The 19,313-nt window shown below is 73.8% G+C and carries 14 protein-coding genes and 1 pseudogene; 8 read left to right on the forward strand and 7 right to left on the reverse strand.

The window, feature by feature from the left end; translation table 11 throughout:
* Nucleotides 1-28: 28 nt before the first annotated feature.
* Together OG299_RS10230 and OG299_RS10235 are read left to right on the forward strand one after the other, a co-directional pair.
* On the forward strand, nucleotides 29-877 hold the full coding sequence (locus tag OG299_RS10230) for an aldo/keto reductase (protein ID WP_327361298.1): 849 nt from the start codon (nucleotides 29-31) through the stop codon (nucleotides 875-877).
* A 136-nt stretch (nucleotides 878-1,013) separates the two neighbouring features.
* Complete coding sequence (locus OG299_RS10235) at nucleotides 1,014-2,963, forward strand: DNA/RNA non-specific endonuclease (protein WP_327361299.1); 1,950 nt, start codon at nucleotides 1,014-1,016, stop codon at nucleotides 2,961-2,963.
* On the opposite strand, the gene OG299_RS10240 is transcribed toward OG299_RS10235, so the two are convergent.
* Both OG299_RS10240 and mgt read right to left on the reverse strand, forming a co-directional pair.
* Complete coding sequence (locus OG299_RS10240; protein ID WP_327361300.1) at nucleotides 2,960-3,526, reverse strand: DUF1697 domain-containing protein; 567 nt, start codon at nucleotides 3,524-3,526, stop codon at nucleotides 2,960-2,962. The two genes, OG299_RS10235 and OG299_RS10240, sit on opposite strands and share 4 nt — an antisense overlap.
* Nucleotides 3,523-4,802: pseudogene (mgt, locus tag OG299_RS10245) on the reverse strand (macrolide-inactivating glycosyltransferase). The gene OG299_RS10240 and the pseudogene mgt overlap by 4 nt, the downstream one beginning before the upstream one ends.
* Before the next feature lie 101 nt (nucleotides 4,803-4,903).
* Between mgt and OG299_RS10250 the strand changes: the two are divergent.
* Together OG299_RS10250 and OG299_RS10255 are read left to right on the forward strand one after the other, a co-directional pair.
* Nucleotides 4,904-5,755 (forward strand): phosphotransferase enzyme family protein, encoded by an 852-nt coding sequence (locus OG299_RS10250; protein WP_327361302.1) that lies wholly within the window; start codon nucleotides 4,904-4,906, stop codon nucleotides 5,753-5,755.
* Between the two features lie 23 nt (nucleotides 5,756-5,778).
* The gene (locus tag OG299_RS10255) at nucleotides 5,779-6,405 is read left to right on the forward strand and encodes a hypothetical protein (RefSeq protein ID WP_327361303.1); all 627 of its coding nucleotides are present in this window, start codon (nucleotides 5,779-5,781) and stop codon (nucleotides 6,403-6,405) included.
* Between the two features lie 53 nt (nucleotides 6,406-6,458).
* Here the strand turns inward: OG299_RS10255 and OG299_RS10260 are convergent, their stop codons facing one another.
* Together OG299_RS10260 and OG299_RS10265 are read right to left on the reverse strand one after the other, a co-directional pair.
* Nucleotides 6,459-7,187: a 3'-5' exonuclease gene (locus OG299_RS10260; protein ID WP_266635840.1), complete on the reverse strand. Its 729-nt coding sequence runs from the start codon at nucleotides 7,185-7,187 to the stop codon at nucleotides 6,459-6,461.
* 101 nt (nucleotides 7,188-7,288) lie between these two features.
* On the reverse strand, nucleotides 7,289-8,599 hold the full coding sequence (locus tag OG299_RS10265; protein WP_266634340.1) for a DUF5919 domain-containing protein: 1,311 nt from the start codon (nucleotides 8,597-8,599) through the stop codon (nucleotides 7,289-7,291).
* Between the two features lie 295 nt (nucleotides 8,600-8,894).
* Between OG299_RS10265 and glgX the strand changes: the two genes are divergently transcribed.
* Entirely contained in the window at nucleotides 8,895-11,009 is a 2,115-nt protein-coding gene (gene glgX / locus OG299_RS10270) for a glycogen debranching protein GlgX (protein WP_266634338.1), read from the forward strand.
* Here the strand turns inward: glgX and OG299_RS10275 are convergent.
* Complete coding sequence (locus tag OG299_RS10275; protein ID WP_327361304.1) at nucleotides 10,994-12,352, reverse strand: MFS transporter; 1,359 nt, start codon at nucleotides 12,350-12,352, stop codon at nucleotides 10,994-10,996. The two genes, glgX and OG299_RS10275, sit on opposite strands and share 16 nt — an antisense overlap.
* Before the next feature lie 82 nt (nucleotides 12,353-12,434).
* Here OG299_RS10275 and treY point away from each other — a divergent pair, with 82 nt between their 5' ends.
* Nucleotides 12,435-14,759, forward strand: a complete 2,325-nt coding sequence (gene treY, locus OG299_RS10280; protein ID WP_327361305.1) for a malto-oligosyltrehalose synthase — start codon at nucleotides 12,435-12,437, stop codon at nucleotides 14,757-14,759.
* A 193-nt stretch (nucleotides 14,760-14,952) separates the two neighbouring features.
* Nucleotides 14,953-16,263, forward strand: coding sequence for a M14 family zinc carboxypeptidase (locus tag OG299_RS10285; RefSeq protein ID WP_327361306.1), 1,311 nt, complete (start codon nucleotides 14,953-14,955; stop codon nucleotides 16,261-16,263).
* Here the strand turns inward: OG299_RS10285 and OG299_RS10290 are convergent.
* Together OG299_RS10290 and OG299_RS10295 are read right to left on the reverse strand one after the other, a co-directional pair.
* Nucleotides 16,253-16,786: a GNAT family N-acetyltransferase gene (locus tag OG299_RS10290; RefSeq protein ID WP_327361307.1), complete on the reverse strand. Its 534-nt coding sequence runs from the start codon at nucleotides 16,784-16,786 to the stop codon at nucleotides 16,253-16,255. The two genes, OG299_RS10285 and OG299_RS10290, sit on opposite strands and share 11 nt — an antisense overlap.
* An 89-nt stretch (nucleotides 16,787-16,875) precedes the next feature.
* Complete coding sequence (locus tag OG299_RS10295) at nucleotides 16,876-17,439, reverse strand: DUF1707 and FHA domain-containing protein (protein WP_266634329.1); 564 nt, start codon at nucleotides 17,437-17,439, stop codon at nucleotides 16,876-16,878.
* A gap of 111 nt (nucleotides 17,440-17,550) precedes the next feature.
* On the opposite strand from OG299_RS10295, the gene treZ reads away from it, so the two are divergent.
* Nucleotides 17,551-19,305, forward strand: a complete 1,755-nt coding sequence (gene treZ / locus OG299_RS10300) for a malto-oligosyltrehalose trehalohydrolase (RefSeq protein ID WP_327361308.1) — start codon at nucleotides 17,551-17,553, stop codon at nucleotides 19,303-19,305.
* Nucleotides 19,306-19,313 lie beyond the last annotated feature (8 nt).

Raw genomic sequence — 19,313 nt, forward strand, 5'->3', positions numbered from 1 at the left:
ATCCGGAGCCCTGAGTTACCGTCGGGGCATGATGGACGACTTGTTCCTTCTCGGCGGCGATCTCCCCGTACGGCGGCTCGGCCTCGGCACGGGCGGTCTGGTCGGACCCGGCTACTGGGGCCCGCGCGGCAGCCGCGCCGAGGCCCGGGCCCTGCTGCACACCGCCGTCGACCGGGGTGTCACCTTCCTCGACACCGCCGACAACTACGGCCCCGACCTGGCCGAGGAGCTGATCGCCGAGGCCCTCCACCCGTACGGGGAGCAGCTCGTCGTCGCCACGAAGGGCGGGGTGGTGCGCACCGGCCCCGACCGGTGGCATCTCGCCGGGCGTCCCGAGCAGCTGCGGGAGAGGTGCGAGGCGAGCCTGCGGCGGCTGCGGGTGGAGTGCATCGACCTCTACCAGCTGCACCGCTTCGATCCCTCGGTCCCGATGGCCGAACAGCTGGGCGCGCTGGCCGGGTTGCAGGAAGAGGGCAAGATCCGGCACATCGGGTTGGACACGGTCACCGCCGAACAGCTGGGCCGGGCGCTGGAGCTCGTCCCGGTCGCCGCCGTCCAGAACCCGTACAACCTGCTGGACCGGTCGTCGGCGGAGGTGCTCGCGCTGTGCGAGGCGCGGGGGATCGCCTTCCTCCCGTACTACCCCCTGGGCAGTGGCGTCCTGACCCGCGAGAGCGCGGCCGCGGTGACGGCCGTGGCCGCGGAGCACCGCGCGGGCCCGGGGCAGATCGCGCTGGCCTGGCTGCTGCACCGGTCGCCGGTGCTGTGCCCCATGCCGGGCACCGGATCCCCCGTCCACCTGGCCGAGAACATTGACGCGGCAACCATCCACCTGACGTCCGGGGAGCTGGCCGTCCTCGACGCGCTCGGCCAGTAGCCCGGCCGTAGGCTGGAAGGGCACGCACGGAGCGGGGAGCCCCGGTGCGGTTGCGTCGATTTCAACCATCTCGGGGGCCGGATTCTTCTCGGCGGGGCTTCTCTCGCCTGAACTCCTTGCCTGAAGGGAGCCCCTGATGGCTGTCAAGAAGCGCACGTCCGCCAGGCCCGCGACCGCCGGCTCCGCCGGAGCGGCCGGTTCGGCCGGTTCGGCCCGTTCGGCCGGTTCGACCCGTTCGGCCGGTACGACCCGTTCGGCGAACGGCCAGGACAAGCTGATCACCTCGCTCAAGCAATTCATCCGTACACGCGGGTCGAGCTACCTCAGCGACCCGAACGTGTCCTCGATCGGCATCGGCTACAAGGAGAAGAACGGGAAGCGGAGCAAGGAACTGGCACTGCAGTTCACGGTGGACAAGAAGGTCCGGCCGGAGGGCGTACGCGACGTGGGGAGCGTCGAGATACCGGCGGTCATCGACATAGGCGGCGGCGTGGAAGTGCCGACCGATGTCGTGCAGCGCAGCTACAAACCGCATTTCCTGGTGGTGCCCGAGGCCCAGACGCCCGAGCGGCAAAAGCGCGTCGACCCGGTCCGTCCCGGGGTGAGCGTCGGCAACGTCAAGGTGAGCGCCGGCACCCTCGGCTGCATCGTCTTCGACAAGAACGACGGCTCGACCTGTGTCCTGAGCAACTGGCACGTGCTCAACGGCCGCAAGGGCGTGCCGGGCGACGAGGTCGTCCAGCCCGGGACCGCCGACGACAGCCGCATCGCCCTGAACCGGCTCGGCACGCTCAAGCGCTCCCACCTCGGCCAGGTCGGCGACTGCGCCGTCGCCGGCATCACGGAACGCGACTTCGACACGGCCATCCTCGATCTCGACGTCACGCCGACGCAGCTGGGCGAGCCGCAGATCGACGACAAGGTCGTCAAGAGCGGGCGGACCACCGGTGTCACGCACGGGGTGGTGACGCGGCCCTTCGCCAAGGTGAGCATCAACTACGGAGCGCCGGTCGGGGTGCGCGAGATCGAGTGCTTCGAGATAGGCCCCGACCCCGGCCACCCGGCGGACGGCGACGAGATCAGCCTGCCCGGCGACTCCGGTTCGGCCTGGCTGTTCAAGGCGCGCACCGGCAGGCCGACCGATGTACTGGCCGGTCTGCACTTCGGCGGGGAGAGCGACGCGGACCCCGAGGACCGGGCGCTGGCCTGCTTCCCCCACGCGGTCTTCGAGGAACTGAAGATCACCCTCCAGCCGCCGGCCCGCGGTTCGCTGGAGGCCGTGACCGGGTACGACCCGGGCTTCCTCACGGTGCCGATAGCCACCCCGCAGCTGGGCGCGGCCGTCAAGGCGGATGCCGTGCAGCTCTCCGGGACCGAGGTCATCCCGTACACCCACTTCTCGCTGGCGCTGCACGGGAAGCGGCGGTTCGCGTTCTGGGTGGCCTGGAACATAGACGGCGGAGCCATCAAGAAGATCGACCGCAGCGGGATCGAGTTCAAGAAGGATCCGCGGCTGCCGGCCGACGTCCAGGTCGGCAACGAGATCTACAAGGGCAACCGGCTCGACCGGGGCCACATCGCGCGCCGCGCCGACCTGATCTGGGGGCCCATGCCCGAGGCGGACCGCGCCAACACCGACTCGTTCTTCTACACCAACATCACCCCGCAGATGGACGACTTCAACCAGAGTGCGAAGGCCGGCATCTGGGGTGAGCTGGAGAACGCCCTCTACGAGGAGATCGAGGTCGAGGGCCTGAAGGTCAGCGTGTTCGGCGGGCCGGTGTTCCAGGACGACGACCGCGTCTTCCGCGGCGTGCAGCTTCCGCGCGAGTTCTGGAAGGTGCTCGTGTACTCCGAGAAGGGCACCCTCAAGGCGAAGGCGTTCCTGCTGACCCAGAACCTGGTCCTGGCGGAGATCCTGGAGCTGGACGAGTTCCGGGTGTTCCAGATCAAGCTGGGCGAGATCCAGAAGCGGACCGGTCTCAAGTTCCCCGCCACGCTGCTCCAGGCGGACACGCTGGTGGTCCCGGAGGCCCTGGAGGACCGGACTCCGCTGGAGGGCCTGGCAGACATCGACTGGGGCTAGGGGGTGTCCTCCGTCAGCTCGACGAGTTTGGCGACGGTGTTCCAGTTGCGGGTCGTCGCGGCGATGCCCTTGAACACGGCGGGCTTGGCGAGGGCCTCGCCCAGTTTGGAACGGCCCAGCCCGTTCGGGGCGTAGAGGTAGACGACCCGGTCGCCGATCCGGTACTCCTCCGGGAGGTACGCGGGCCCGTCGATCGAGGCGAACCGCCCCTCGGCCGGCTGCTCGGAGAGGAAGGTGGCGTGCAGCTGCCTGCCCTCGAGCTCGGCGGCCGGGAAGGGGCAGGCCTCGGCGACGGCGCGCAGGTAGCCGCCGTCGACCACCAGGCAGCGCACCGCGAAGCCGAAGTGGGCCTCGACGGCCCGCTCCAGATCGCGGGCCAGGGCGGCCATGTCCTTCTCCGTGCTGGCGAAGACGGCGTTGCCGCTCTGCAGGTACGTCTGCACGTCGGTGTGGCCGAGGCCCGCCAGGACCTCGCGCAGCTCGGCCATCGGGACCTTCTTGGCCCCGCCGACGTTGATTCCGCGCAGCAGGGCCGCGTACTTCTTCGTGGTCTTCGTGGTCATGACCGAACGATAGGACGGTGCACCGACAGCGCGGGCAGTTCGGCCTCGACGAGGTCGGCGGCCTGTCGCGTACCGCCCTCGGCGGCCATCTGCATGCGGACGGCCTCGGCGCGGGCCGCGACCCCGGGATCCGCGACGAGCGCGAGGACGGCCGCCCGCAGGGTCGCGGCGTCGGCCTCGTCCATCGGGACGTGCCGGGCGACGCCGAGTCCCCGGAGCATGTCGGCGTTGGCGAACTGGTCGACGGCCTGCGGGACGGCGACCATCGGGGTGCCGGTGGCGAGGCCTTCCTGGCTGCCGCCGGCGCCCGCGTGGGTGATGAAGGCGTCGGCCCGGCGCAGGATGTCGAGCTGGGGAACCCAGCGGTGGACCTCGACGTTGGCGGGGACGGCGCCGAGTTCGGCCTCGTCGGTGAACTTGCCGATCTGGAGGACGACATGCCAGTCGGGCAGGTCCCCGAAGGCCTCGATGCAGGCGCGGTAGAAGACGGGCTGCTTGGTGAAGGTCGAGCCGAGGGAGACCAGCAGCACCTTCTTCCCCTCCGCTGCCGCCGGGCGCTCCCAGGTGCCCTGGTCGGCGCTGCGGTCGCCCTGGCAGGAGCCGACGAAGGTGTGGACGGACGCGTCGACGCGGTCGGCGTGCGGCTGGAGGGCGCGCGGGATGAGCACGATGCTGCGGCGCGGCCGGCCGACGAAGCGGTCGCTGTCCTCGTCGATGCCGTTCTCGTCGAGCCAGGCGCGGAAGCGGGCGTAGTACGCCTGCCCGCGCTCGGAGGCGCGCAGTTCGGCGGTCATCGGCGCGGCGACCTCCTCCTCGTACCCGGTCCAGGCGACCAGGTTCGGGGAGAGGGAGACGGCGGGGACGCCCCAGCGGTGGGCGAGGACGGGCGCCGGGTAGGCGGTGATGTCGTGGATGACCAGGTCGGGCTCGTCGCCCTCGAAGGCGGCCGCGAGCTGCGGCAGGGCCTGCACGGCGTCGTTCAGGAACGGCTCGATGCTGTCGATGAGCTCGGTGCCCCAGGCCTCGGGCTCGTCGCCGGTGGGGAGGGTGGAGTTCCAGATCACCGGTGTCGCGCCGGTCTCCGCGATCTTCTCGGCGAAGGAGGCGGGGATGGCGTAGCTGACGCGGTGGCCGCGGGCGACGAGTTCCCGGATCACTTCGATGCTCGGGTTCACGTGCCCGTGGGCGGCGATCGAGAACATGGCGATGTGTGCGGGCTGGGCTGGGGTCATGCAACGAGCCTAACGAGACGATACGTCTCGTGCAACGGAGATATCCGGCCGCCGGAACGGGAGCCGCTGGGGCGCGGGCGGGGGGCGAAGCCGTGGGAATGCAAGACTTGGCGGATTCGCGGTGATCCGGATGCGGAGAGGTGTCATGGACGAGGCGCAGGCCAGGGGTGTGCTGGCGGCGGCGGGGCTCACGGGGCCGGCCGCGTTGCTGGCGCTGGGCGAGAACGCCGTCTTCGCAGCCGGCGATCTGGTGGTGAAGGTCGGCCGGGAGGCGGCGCTGCTGGAGCGGGCCGGGCGGGAGCTCGCCGTGGCGGGCTGGCTCGAGGAGGCCGGGATCCCGGCGGTCCGCGCCGCCGAGCCGAAGCCGCGGCTGGTGGCGGGACACCCGGTGACCCTGTGGCACCGCCTCGCGGATGCGGTCCGGCCGGCCGGTCCCGAGGACCTGGCGGTGCTGTTGCGACAGATCCATGCCCTCCCGGCGGCGCCGTTCGCGCTGCCCGCGCGGGACCTGCTGGGCGGGGTCGAGCGCTGGCTGCGGCTGGCGGGCGAGGCCGTCGACCCGGCCGACGCGGCGTACCTGCGCGCCCGGCGCGATGCGTACGCCGGCGAGGTCGCCGCGCTCGCCCCGCACCTGCCGCCGGGCCCGATCCACGGCGACGCCCTCCCCCGCAATGTCCACGTGGGCCCGGACGGGCCGGTCCTGGTGGACCTGGAGACCGTCTCGGCCGATCTGCGCGAACACGACCTGGTGGTGATGGCCCTCTCCCGCGACCGGTACGGGCTGCCGCCGCAGGCGTACGAGGCCTTCGTGGCGGCGTACGGATGGGACGTGCGCGACTGGGCGGGCTGCGCGGTGCTGCGGGGCGCCCGCGAGACGGCCAGCTGCGCCTGGGTCGCCCAGCACGCCCCGACGAACCCGAAGGCACTGGCCGAATTCCGGCGCCGGGTGGCCTCCCTGCGCGACGGCGACCCCGAAATGCGGTGGCACGCGTTCTAGGAGTGCCGTATCCAGGACCGCATATGAGACTGCACACCACGATCCACACCGCCCGCCTGGGTGCGACGGAGTTCAAAGTCATCCGCCCGGCCCGGACCCCGGCCCGCGCGGTGCTCCTCGACGGCCCCTGGTACCTGAACGGCTGGTTCGACCAGGAGGCCGCGCAGATCACCGCGGGGCTCTGGGCCCTCGCGGCCGCCTCGCCCCGGTCGCTGGTCCACCTGCCGATCCGGGCCAACGCGGCGGGCGGACCGGACACGGGCGCGGGGCGCCCGCTCGACCTCGTCCTGCTGCACCACTCCCTGCAGTTCGCCCCGTCCCGGTGGAAGGAGCTGCGCGGCCGGCTCGGCCCCGGGCGCCCGCGCACCGTGGACCTGCCCGCCCCCGACCCCGATGCGGAGCCCGACGCATCGGGCCTCCACCACCGGGAGAACCGGGACCGGTTCCGCCAGGGCATCCACAGCGAGACGCTGTTCATGACGGGCAGCGCGCGGACGTTGCGGGAAGCCGCCGTACAGTTCGCCGACCTCGCCCGCACGGGCCCCGGCCAGGTGTTCAACCACGGGGGCAGGCACTTCTGCCGGAGCGTGGACTGCGATCCCCAAGACCGCGACCTGCACCTCGAGTACTGCGAGGAGTGGCCTGCGTGACCGCGTGGCCGGCACAGCCCTCAGGCCGGCACGCCCTCAGGCCGAAACAGCCCTCAGGCCGACGCCGGCAGCAGGCTCCGCAGCGGCCACGCCGTGTCGATCACCGCGTCCGGGGTGCCCTGCCGGCGCAGGTACGACTGGAAGTCGCGGGCCCAGCGCTCGTGCCAGCCGCCCTGGCGGGTGTGCAGGTCGGCCGGGGTGAGCGCCGCCACCTCCGGGTGGCGGGCGGCTATCGCGCGGGCCACCTGCACCGCGGCCAGCGCGTCGGCGCCCGCGTCGTGCGCGGCGTCCAGGGTCACCCCGTACACCCCGCACACCGCCTCCAGGGTCCGCTTGCCGCGCCGGTAGCGGTCCACGGCCCGGTCGATGGTCAGCGGGTCCACCACCGGCCCCGTCTGCTGCGCCCCGCCCAGCCGGTCGGCCAGCGAGGGCAGCCCGTGCCGGGCCAGCTCGGCCGTCAGCAGGGTCAGGTCGAAGGCTGCGTTGTACGCGACGACCACCGCGCCCCGCCGCCAGTGCTCGACCAGCGCCTGCGCGACCTCGTCCGCGACCTCCCGCACCGGGCGGCCCTCCGCCACCGCGCGCTCCGTGCTGATCCCGTGGATCGCCGAGGCGCCCTCGGGAATCGGTATCCCCGGGTCCGCGAGCCAGCCGCGCCGTTCGCGCACCTCGCCCGCCCGCACCTCGACCACCGCCGCCGTCACGATCCGCGACTCCCCCGGCTCCGTGCCGGTCGTCTCCAGGTCGAATCCGATCAGCACACCGCCGTGCCAGTCCCCCATGCCGCGCCAGTTCTCCACCCCGTGCCCCTCCCCCGTACTCCCCGTGCACCCCGTACACACCTTTGGTCAACGACTTTCAGCCTGCCACGGGGCACTGACAGTCACGACACCGGGCGGGAGTCCTCCCAGATCGACTCGAATTCCTCCCGGTACGTCGGGAAGAGCCCGTGCTCCGCGTCCCGCGAGGAACCGCGGGCGCCGCCGCCCCGAAGCACCAGCACCGGCGCCTCCATGCCGCGCGCCCGGCGCAGGTACGACTGCACCACCGCGATGCCCGAGGACTCCCCCTCCACCAGGTAGGCGGTGAAGCGGGGCGTCTCGTCGAAGACGTGGATCTCGAACCGCGAGGGATCCCGCAGCCCCGCCCGCACCCGGCGCACGTGCAGGATGTTCATCTCCACCGAGCGGCTCAGCTCGCCCTTGCGCAGGCCGAGCTCCCGCTCCCGCCGCTTCACGGCGCTGCTGGCCGGGTTCAGGAACAGCAGCCGGACGCGGCAGCCGGCCTCCGTGAGGCGCACGAGTCTTCGGCCCGAGAAGTTCTGCACCAGCAGGTTGAGCCCTATGCCGATGGCGTCGAGCCGCCGCGCCCCGCCGAACAGGTCCTCCGCCGGGAGCTGGCGCTGCAGCCGCACCCGGTCCGGGTGGACCGAGATGACGTCCGCGTACCGGTCGCCCACCAGGTCCTCGACCGCGTCGATCGGCAGCCGGTCCGCCCCCGGGGAGCCCGCGCCGCCGCCCAGCACCTCCAGCAGCCGCGCCGAGGCGCGCTCCGCCTGCTCCAGCACCGCCCGCGACAGCGCCCGGTTGCGGGAGACCACGTTGCGGGTGACCTCCAGCTCGTCGAGCGCGAGCTCGATCTCCCGCCGGTCGTCGAAGTACGGCTCGAAGCACGGCCAGTGCTGGACCATGAGCTCCCGCAGCTGCGGGAGCGTCAGGAAGCTCAGCACGTTGTCGTCGGCCGGGTCCAGCAGGTAGCCCTTGCGCCGGCTGACCTCGCGGACCGCGACGGCCCGCTGCACCCACTCCTGGCCGGCAGGTCCGGCGGCCGCGACCACCCAGTCGTCCCCGCCGTGCACGGGCTCGTAGATCGGCCGCAGCACCGCGCCGACGACGGCGCGCAGCCTCTGCTCGATCAGGTTCAGCCAGATGTACGCACGCCCGGCGCGCTGCGCCCGGGTCCGGACCTCGCTCCACGCGTCCGCGCCCCAGTCCAGCTCGGCCCCGGCCCGCACGCTCCCGGCCGCCGTCGGGGCCAGCGACACCGCCCCGGCCGGCACCCCCGTGGGAACGCCGCCCGACACGCCGCCCGACACCCCGCCGGGCGCACCACCGGGTGCACCTCCTGGGGCGTCCGCCGGGCCGCCCTCGTGACCGCTGTCACCAGGGGGCAGCTCCAGACCTCCCGAGCTCACCCGTGCACCGCCTTCTGCGTCTGGACGCCCGTCTCCAGTGATCACGGAAGGGTACTCCGAGCGCGGCGCCCGATGCAGCCCGATGGCCCTTACACCGGTGGTCCGTTGACCCATTATCCGATGCCCGCATAGTCCGCTGACCCGCATATCAGCTCTCCGGGTCACCCGGGAGGAGCATCCCAAGTCCCCGCGTGCGGGCCCACTTTCGGGGAAGATCTGCAGTGACGTGGTCCACGCCGGATCAGCCCGAACCATCAGCCCGACAGCCGGGGGAACGAGGGGAAGAGTCGTATCCATGCAGGTCTGGCCGGGACAGGCGTATCCGCTCGGCGCCACCTACGACGGCGCCGGCACCAATTTCGCGGTCTACTCCGAGGCCGCCCGACGCATCGAACTGTGTCTGCTCCACGAGGACGGCTCGGAGACCGCCGTCGAACTGCGCGAGACCGATGCCTTCGTACGCCACGCCTACCTGCCCGGGGTGATGCCGGGGCAGCGCTACGGCTTCCGGGTGCACGGCCCGTACGAGCCCGAGCGCGGGCAGCGCTGCAACGCGGCCAAGCTGCTGCTGGACCCGTACGCGCGGGCCGTCGCGGGCAGCGTCGACTGGGGCGAGGAGGTGTACGGCTACCACTTCGGCCGGCCGGATTCGCGCAACGACCTCGACTCGGCTCCGCACACGATGAGTTCGGTCGTGGTCAATCCGTACTTCGACTGGGCGAACGACCGCCCGCCGCGCCACGAGTACCACCACACCGTGCTGTACGAGGCGCACGTCAAGGGACTGACCATGCGTCACCCCGATCTGCCCGAGGAGCTGCGCGGTACCTACGGGGCCCTCGCGCACCCGGCGGTCATCGGGCACCTCACCAAGCTCGGGGTGACGGCGCTGGAGCTGATGCCGGTGCACCAGTACGTGAACGACCACCGGCTCGTCGACGACGGGCTGAGCAACTACTGGGGCTACAACACGATCGGCTTCTTCGCCCCGCACAACGGCTACGCCTCCGGTGACCGGGGCCAGCAGGTGTTGGAGTTCAAGTCGGCGGTGCGGGCCCTGCACGAGGCCGGGATCGAGGTGATCCTCGATGTGGTCTACAACCACACCGCCGAGGGCAACCACCTGGGCCCGACGCTGTCCTTCCGGGGGCTCGACAACGCCTCGTACTACCGGCTCGCGGACGATCCCCGGCACTACATGGACACGACCGGGACCGGGAACTCGCTGCTCATGCGCTCCCCGCACGTGCTCCAGCTGATCATGGACTCGCTGCGGTACTGGGTCACCGAGATGCATGTGGACGGGTTCCGCTTCGACCTCGCGGCCACGCTCGCCCGGCAGTTCCACGAGGTGGACCGGCTGTCCTCCTTCTTCGACCTGGTGCAGCAGGATCCGGTGGTCAGCCAGGTGAAGCTGATCGCGGAGCCCTGGGACCTGGGCGAGGGCGGCTACCAGGTGGGGAACTTCCCGCCGCTGTGGACCGAGTGGAACGGCAAGTACCGGGACACCGTACGGGACCTGTGGCGCGGGCAGCCGCGGACGCTGGCGGAGTTCGCGGGGCGGCTGACCGGCTCCTCGGACCTCTACCAGGACGACGGGCGCCGCCCGCTCGCCTCGATCAACTTCACCACCTGCCACGACGGTTTCACCCTGAACGACCTCGTCTCGTACGACGAGAAGCACAACGAGGCGAACCGTGAGGGCAATCGGGACGGGGAGACCCACAACCGGTCCTGGAACTGCGGGGTCGAGGGGCCGACGGAGGACCCGGAGGTCCAGGAGCTGCGCGAGCGACAGATGCGCAACTTCACGGCCACCCTGATGCTCTCGCAGGGCGTGCCGATGCTCAGCCACGGCGACGAGTTCGCCCGCTCGCAGGGCGGCAACAACAACGCGTACTGCCAGGACAACCCGCTGTCGTGGGTCAACTGGCCCGAGCCGGGCAAACCGGCGCCCTCCCTGCTGGAGTTCACCCGGCGGATGGTGTGGCTGCGGCGCGACCACCCGGTGTTCCGGCGGCGCCGGTTCTTCCACGGGCGGCCGGTGGAGGGGACCGACGACGAGCTGTCCGACATCGCCTGGTTCACCCCGCACGGGGAGCCGATGCGGGCCCGCGACTGGCAGGCGCAGCACGCGCGCTCGCTGACGGTGTTCCTCAACGGGGAGGCGATCTCCGAGCCGGGCTCGCGCGGGGAGCGGATCACGGACGACTCGTTCCTGCTGATGTTCAACGCGGGCGCCGATCCCCAGGAGTTCACCGTCCCGGCCGGGCACGGGGCGCAGTGGCGGCTGGTCGTGGACACGGCGCGGCCGGACGTACTGCCACCCGGCACCGGACCGCAGTATGCGGCCGGGGACCGGGTGGCGCTGACAGGGCGGTGTCTGGTGGTGCTTCAGCGCCCGGCGTAGGAGGAGCCCGGCGGGCCCGACGGGCTCCCGGTCACGTGCGGGGAGGCCGTCTGCTGCGCCGGGATGAAGACCTTCGGCGCGGCGGGGTGCGTCCGGGCGGTCGGCACCCGGGTGACCAGGGCGAGGATCAGGGACAGTGCGGCGGCCCCGACCGCCACGGCGAAGGCCCCGGCGGGCCCGTACGACTCGGCGAGCCGTCCGGAGGCGGCGAGCGCGGCGGCCTGCCCGGCGACGAGTGAGCTGGCGGCGAAGGCCGTGGCCTCGGCGAGCCGGGCGGGCTCCACGACCCGCTCGGTCAGCGCGAACGCGGTGATCAGGTGGGGGGCGTAGGCGGCCCCGAGCACCGTGACGGCCGCGTACAGCGGCCACAGGGTGTCGGTGAAGAGCAGCGGTACGGAGAGCACCAGCGCGGCGGCGGTCGCCGCCCGCCAGCGCAGCCGCAGCCCGATCCGGGCGGGCAGCGCCCCGAGGGCGAGGCCCACGGCGGCGCTGACGACGCCCATGGCGGCGTAGACGATGCCGGCCTGGCCGGGGACGCCCAAACGAGCGGTGAGGGCGGCGATTCCGGCCTGGCAGGCGCCGAACATGGCCCCCTGGAGCAGCAGGGAGCCCCGTACGGCGTACACGACGCGCGGCTGCGGGCTGCGGCGCTCGACGTCGGCGCGGGCGTCGCCGGCGTCCGCACCGGTGCGCACGCCCCGCCGCCGGCTGCGCTCCTTCGCTCCTGCCCCGGCCGTGACGGCGGCGGTCGGGTGCAGGGCGAAGGCCGTGCCGAAGACGGCGACGAGGGCGGCGGCCCCGCCGAGGGCGATCGCGGGGTGCAGGGCGAGCGCGGCGAGTCCGACGAGGGCCGGCCCGAAGACGAAGGACACCTCGTCGAGGGTGCCTTCGAGCGAGTGGACGGCGCCCACCACGCCCTCGTCGGCCTCGGCCCGGTGGGCGAGGGCCACGGAACGGGTTCGGGCGAGTGGTCCGATCAGCGGTACGGAGGCGCCGGTGACGGCGCCGATCGCGGCGAGCGGGACGGTGGCGAGGCCCCCGAGGGCCCCGGCGACCAGGGCGCCGGTGGCGACCGCGTTGACCGCGGCGGCGGTCAGGACCACGGGCCGCTGCCCGTACCGGTCGGCGAGCCGGCCCAGGACGGGCCCGAAGACCACCTGTCCGGCGGAGAGGATGCCGCCGACGATGCCGGCGGTGGCGAGGGAGCCGCTGGTCTCGGCGACCAGCAGCACGCTCCCGAACTGGGACATCGCAACGGGGAGTCGCGCGAGGAAGGAGAGGAGCGGGAGTAGGGGCCCGGTCAGGGCGATGACTCTTCGATAGGTGTTGACGGTTCCGGCCACTTGATCGACCCTAACGCGGTGCAGTCACCCGGATGCATTGGGTCATGGCACGGAATCCCGGAAGGTGGGTACGTACGTTCTCATGAGCCAGCCGTATCCGCACAGCCAAACGGAATCTGATGTTCTGGCAGCTGTCACCCCAGCTCCACCTGCGGCCCCGTCAGCTGCGGTCCCGTCGTCGACGTACCGCCTCCAACTGCGACCGGAGTTCCCCTTCGCGGCGGCCGAGGCGGCCGTACCGTACCTCGCCTCGCTCGGCGTGTCGCACCTGCACCTCTCGCCGGTGCTGGAGGCGGTCCCGGGCTCGGCGCACGGGTACGACGTCACCGACCACTCCGCGGTGCGGGCCGAGCTCGGCGGCGAGCCGGGGCTGCGGGCGCTGGCCGCGGCCGCCCGGGGGCACGGGCTCGGCCTGGTGCTGGACATCGTGCCGAACCACATGGCGGTGCCGTCCCCGCTGCGGCTGAACCGGCCCCTGTGGGAGGTGCTGCGGGAGGGTCCGCGGTCGCCGTACGCCCGCTGGTTCGACATCGACTGGGAGGCGGGCGGCGGCCAAATGCTGCTGCCGGTGCTCCCGGGGCCGCCCGAGCCCGGCGCGTTCACGGTCGACCGGGACGGCGGGGTGCTGCGCCACGGGGAGCTGGAGTTCCCGCTGCGGGAGGGCACGGCGGGGCTGGCCGCGCCGGAGCTGCTGGCCGCGCAGTGGTACCGGCCGGCCTGGTGGCGGGAGGCCCGGACGGGCCTCAACTACCGGCGGTTCTTCACGATCTCGGAGCTGATCGGGGTCCGGGTGGAGGACCCCGACGTGTTCGCGGCGACGCACGCGAAGGTGCTGGAGCTGGTCCGGGACGGGGTGGCCGGGGGGCTGCGGATCGACCACGTGGACGGGCTGGCGGACCCGGAGGGGTACCTGCGGCGGCTGCGGGCGGCGGTGGGCGGGGGCTGCTGGGTGGTGGTGGAGAAGATCCTGGCCCGGCAGGAGCGGCTGCCGCCCGGCTGGCCGGTGGCCGGGACCACCGGGTACGACGCACTGCGCCGGGTGGACGGGGTGTTCACCGACCCGGCGGGCGCCCCCGAACTGACCCGCCGGTACCTGGAGTTCACCGGGACGCCGGACTGGGAACGGACGGCCCGGGCGTGTGCGCGGGAGGTACTGACCGGCGATCTGGCCGCCGAGCTGGCAGCCCTGGAGCGGGCCGCCGGTCCGGAACTCGCGGCCGGAGTACGGGAGGTGCTGATCGCCTATCCGGTCTACCGGCCGTACCCCGGCGAGCCGGAGCTCGACCCGCAGGCCCTGGCGGAGGCCGCCGCGCCGGCCGGCCCGGGCGCGGTGGCCGGCGTACGGGACCTCGTGCTGCGCGATCCCGCCTTCTCGGCGCGCTTCGCCCAGACCTCGGCCGCCCTGCGGGCCAAGTCGCTGGAGGACCGGGCCTTCTACCGGCACGCCCCGCTGCTGTCGGCCACCGAGGTCGGGGGTGACCCCGGGCAACCGGCCCTCCCGCCTGCGGAGTTCCACGCGTACTGCGCCGCGCTCGACCGGGACTGGCCGGGCTCCGGGACGGTGCTGTCCACCCACGACACCAAGCGCAGCGCGGACGTCCGGGCCCGCATCTCCGCGCTCTCCCAGGCACCCGAGCTGATGGGCCGGCCCGCCGGTCCCGATCCCCAACTCGCCTGGGTGGCCCGGCAGACGGCGCTGGGCCTCGGGGAAGTCCCCGAGCGCACCGAGCGCCTCGTACAGGCGCTCCTCAAGGCCGTCCGCGAGGCGGCCCTGCACACGAGCTGGACCGACCAGGACCCGGCGTACGAGGCCTCGGTCGCGGGATACGTCCCGGACCCGGAGGAGCCCGCGGATCCGGCGGAACTGGCGGAGCTGGCCGGGGCGGCCCGGGCGAACCTGCTCGGCATGACCCTGCTGCACCTGGCGATGCCCGGGGTCCCGGAGGTCTACCAGGGCGCCGAGACGGAGTACCGGGCCCTGGTCGACCCCGACAACCGGCGCCCGGCCCGGTTCCCCCGCGAGGCCCTGGCCCGGCTCGACGCGGGGGCCGCGCCGCAGGGGCAGGCGCAGGAGAAGCTCGCGCTGACGGCCGCCCTGCTGCGGCTGCGCCGGGACCGGCCCGAGCTGTTCACCGGCTACGCCCCGCTCGCCGCCCGGGGCCCGGCGGCGGAGCACTGCCTGGCGTTCGCCCGCCCGGCCGGGCTGGTCGCGGCGGCCACCCGGCTCTCGTACCGGCTGGCCGCGGCCGGCGGCTGGCGGGACACCGCCCTGGCCCTCCCGCCGGGGCGGTGGACGGCGCTCCTGGACCGGGGGGCCTCGTACGAGGGCGAGGTCCGGCTGGCGGACCTGCTCTCGGCCCGCCCGGTCGCCGTCCTCCTGCGCGACGGCGGGCCGGGAGACGAGTAGCCCGGCGAAGGCCTCGGCCGCGCCGGTCCGACGTTGTCGGAGGCGGTGGGCGAGGCCTTCCCGTCCCTGGCCGGCCGCGGACTCCACCAGCAGTGGCCGAGGGCCGCCCCGGCAAGGCGTTGGCCAGGGGTTTCCGGGAAGTGTGGGGCGTGCGGAGCAGTAGGGGGCGTGCGCGGCGGGCATTGCATCAGACGTGACCCTCCTCCGAGACATGTGTTACCCCACACCGTCCGAGCTCGCGCTGGCCGCCCGCGCGCTGGCGGACGAGCACCCCGGCCGGGCCCGGCTCCGCCGGGCCGGCACCTCCCGGGGCGGCCGGCCCCTGTGGCTGCTCTCCGCCCTGCCGAGCGGCCGCCCGCAGGGCGCGGGCGTGCTCGTCGTCGCCGGGGCCCACGCCAACGAGCCCGTCGGCGGTGCCACCGCGCTGGCGCTGGCCCGGCGCGTCCTCCACGAGCCGGCGATCCGCGCCGGGCGGGGCTGGCACTTCCTGCTGTGCGCCGATCCCGACGGGGCGGCCCTGCACCGCACACCCCGCCCGTACTCCCTGCTCGACTACCACCGGAACTTCTTCCGGCCGCCCGGTCCGGAACAGCCCGAGTGGGCGCCGTCTTTACTGCCTCCGGACCGGCTCCCGCCCGAGACCCTGGCCCTGACGGCCCTCATCGACGAGCTGCGGCCCGTCCTCCAGGTCTCGCTCCACGGCACGGACCTCGGCGGGTCCTGGGTGCAGCTCACCCGGGACATACCGGGCCTCGCGGAGCCGTTCGCCAAATCGGCCGCCGAGCTGCGGATCCCGGTGGAGACCGGGGCCTCGGACGCGGCCGGCTGGCCCTCCCCCGGGCCCGGGATCTTCGTGATGCCGCAGCCCGGGGCGGACGCCGCCGGGGCGTTCCACCCGGAGGACACCCGGCTCAGCACCTGGTACCACGCCCACCGGTACGCCGGCACCACCGCCATCGTCGAAGTCCCGATGTGGGCCTCGGACCTGGTCGACGACCCCGCCCCGCATCCGGACCCGCGCGGCGCCCTGCGGCTCCTGGCGGGGCGGCTCACCGCGGACGCCGCGCTCGTGGCCCGCGTACGGGACCGGGTGCCCGGTGCCCCGGAGCCCGGCGGGGGCCACGGCGCGGGCATCGGCGCGGACCCCGGTGCGGCCGCGCTGCTGCGCGCCGTCGACTGGACGCTCGCCCTGATCCCCCGGATCACCGTGGAGTGGACCGGCCCCGGGGCGCCCGCCGAGGCCACGGCGGCCTCCATCGGCAGCATCGACGCCTTCGGGCGCCGCCTGTCGCTGCGCGCCGCCGCGATGCTGCTGCGGGTGCTGCGGGCTCAGGGCCACCCGGCGGCGCCCGGGCTGGACCGGCTCGTCACCGGCTGGTGCGAGGAGTTCGCCGCCCGGTTCCAGGCACGCCGGGTCCCGGTGGCCCACCAGGTCGAGCACCAGACCCGTACCGTCCTGGCGACCTACGAACGGCTCGTGGCGGCCGGGACGGTCAATGCGTAGCGGCTGCGGGCGCTCCGGCGGGAACGGCAGGTACGGCAGGTACGGGCAGCGTGTACCGGCGCTTGGGCGCGCCCGTGGCGCCGAGCCGGTCGTAGAAGCGGATCGCGCCCTCGTTCCAGTCCGGGGTCTGCCACTGGACCTGGTCGAGGCCGAGCTCGCGGGCGAGGCCTGCCACGCCGTCCATCAGGGCGGCGCCGAGGCCGTGCCCGCGGGCCTCCTCGGCGAGGTAGAGGCAGTCCATGTGGAGGTAGTGCCGGGCGTCCCAGAACGCGAACTCGGCCGAGCAGGCGGCATATCCGGCGACCGAGCCGTCCGGCGCCTCGGCCAGCAGCACCCACAGGCGGGCGCCCTCGGCGAACAGTTGCGGCCCGAGCCGGTCGGCCAGGTCCGCGGGCCGGGGCGCGGACTTCTCGTACGCGACGTGCTCGTGGACGAGTTCGACGAGGCGGGGCAGGTCCTCGGGGCGCGCGGGGCGCACGGCGGGCCGGTGTTCCTGCGAGTCCTTCGGGTCTCCGTGTTCCATGGACCCCATCATCGGCCCCGGCAGGATCCGGGAGCCGGTGCCCCCCTGGGAAGCGTCCTGCCGAGCGGGCCGGACGCCCCGGACAGGCCCTAGCTCGAGGACAGCCGGAAGTTCATCCGGCCGAAGCCGATCTGGTCCCCGGCTCGGACCGCCACCGAGCCGGTCACCCGGCGTCCGTTGACCGTGGTGCCGTTGGAGGAGCCGAGGTCGGTGAGCACCCACACCCCGTCGCGCAGTCCGAGCTCGGCGTGCACCCGGGACACGGTCTCGTCGGTGAGCCGCAGCCCGTTGCCGGGGTCGCGGCCGATCCGCAGGGCCCGCGCGCTCGGGTGCGGCAGCAGCAGTTTGGGCAGCCGCTCGGCGGTCCACGCCCGCCGGACGCCGGCGGACACGGCCGAGGCGCGGCCCACCCAGGAGAAGACGCGACGCGTCCAGGGGCCTTCGCCGCTCCCGCGGTTCTCGAGGTCGGCGGTGAGGACCACGAGGTCCTCGGAGCGGCGGGCGACCAGGGCGAGTTCCATACGGCGCAGGAACGTGTCGTGGGACAGCTTCCCGAGGGCCGCACCCTCGCGGAGCTGCTCCAGCGCCCGGTCGCGCTCCGCGTCGGACAGGCGCGGTACCGGGAAGGCGGGGAACTCGAAACTGGACGTCACAGGGTGATTGTCGGCCCGTCAGGGCCGGAGTGTCCAGAACTCCTGCGGCCGTCCCGCGATGATGGGGCAGGCACACGTTCCGGGTACCGCCGCAGACGAGGGGAACCGTCCGTGCAGTTCGAGGTGTGGGCACCGCTGACAGACCGGGTCGCGCTGCGGGTCGGCGACGCGACGTACGAGATGGCACGCGATCCGGACCGGGCCGGCTGGTGGCTCGCCGAGGCGCCGGCCGCCGACGGGGACCGGTACGGATTCCTGCTGGGCGTGGCCCCCGGGGAGGGGATCGTACGGCCCGACCCGCGCGGGCGGCGGCTGCCGGACGGGCCCGACGGCCTCTCGGCGGTGGTGGATTTCGAGCCGCTCACCCCGCAGGCCCCGGCGCCCGGGACGCGGCTCCAGGACGCGGTCCTCTACGAGCTGCACATCGGCACGTTCACCCCCGAGGGCACCTTCGACGCGGCCGCCGCCCGCCTCGGGCACCTCACCGCGCTCGGGGTCACGCACGTGGAGCTGATGCCGGTCTGCCCGTTTCCCGGCCGGCACGGGTGGGGGTACGACGGGGTCGCGCCGTGGGCGGTGCACGAGCCGTACGGCGGCCCGGCCGGGCTGGCCCGGTTCGTGGACGCGGCCCACGCGGCCGGGCTCGGGGTGGTGCTGGACGTGGTCCACAACCACCTGGGCCCCTCCGGCAACCACCTCCCGGCCTTCGGCCCGTACTTCACGGACACCCACCACACCCCGTGGGGCGCGGCGGTCAACCTGGACGCGGCCGGCTCCGACGAGGTGCGCGCCTACCTCCTGGACAGCGCCCTGGCCTGGCTGCGGGACTACCGGATCGACGGGCTCCGGCTGGACGCCGTGCACGCGCTCGCCGACGGCCGGGCGCTGACCTTCCTGGAGGAGCTGTCCGCGGCCGTGGACGAGCTCGCCGCCGAGAGCGGCCGCCCGCTGTTCCTGATCGCGGAGTCCGACCGGTGCGATCCGCGCACCACGGCCCCGCGCGCCGCCGGGGGCCTGGGCCTGCACGCCCAGTGGAACGACGACTTCCACCACGCCCTGCACTGTGCGCTGACCGGTGAGTCCCAGGCGTACTACGCCGATTTCGCCGGGGCGCCGCTCGCCGCCCTGGCCAAGACCATGACCCGGGCCTTCTTCCACGACGGCACCTGGTCCTCGTTCCGGGGCCGCAGCCACGGCCGCCCGGTGGACCGGCGCCGCACGCCCGCGCACCGCTTCGTCGGCTACACGCAGACCCACGACCAGATCGGCAACCGGGCCCTCGGCGACCGGCTCGCGGGCTCGCTCTCCCCCGGCTTGCTGGCCTGCGGTGCGACGCTGGCGCTGACCGGGCCGTTCGTACCGATGCTGTTCATGGGCGAGGAGTGGGCCGCGGGCACGCCGTGGCAGTACTTCACCGACCATCCGGACCCGGAGCTCGCCGAGGCGGTACGGTCCGGCCGGCGGCGGGAGTTCGCGGCGCACGGCTGGAAGGCCGAGGAACTCCCGGATCCGCAGGACCCGGCCACCCGGGACCGCTCGTGCCTGGACTGGGCGGAGCCGGAGCGCGCCCCGCACGACCGGCTGCTGGCCTGGTACCGGACCCTGGTCACCCTCCGGCGCACCCACCCGGACCTGCGGGACCCGGACCTGGCGGCGGTCCGTGTGGCGTACGACGAGGAGCGCCGCTGGGTGACGTTCCGGCGGGGCGAGGTACGCGCGGCCGTGAACCTCTCCCCCGAGCCGGTGACCATCGCCCTCGGCCGCAACGGGGTCCGGGTCCTGGCTTCCTGGGAACCCGTCGACCACCCGGGCCCGGACGGCCGCGTCCACGTACCGGGCGAGTCGGCGGTGCTGCTGGGGCCGTAACACGCCTC

Origin of the sequence: Streptomyces sp. NBC_01296, from assembly GCF_035984415.1 — a bacterium.
Lineage (GTDB): Bacteria > Actinomycetota > Actinomycetes > Streptomycetales > Streptomycetaceae > Streptomyces.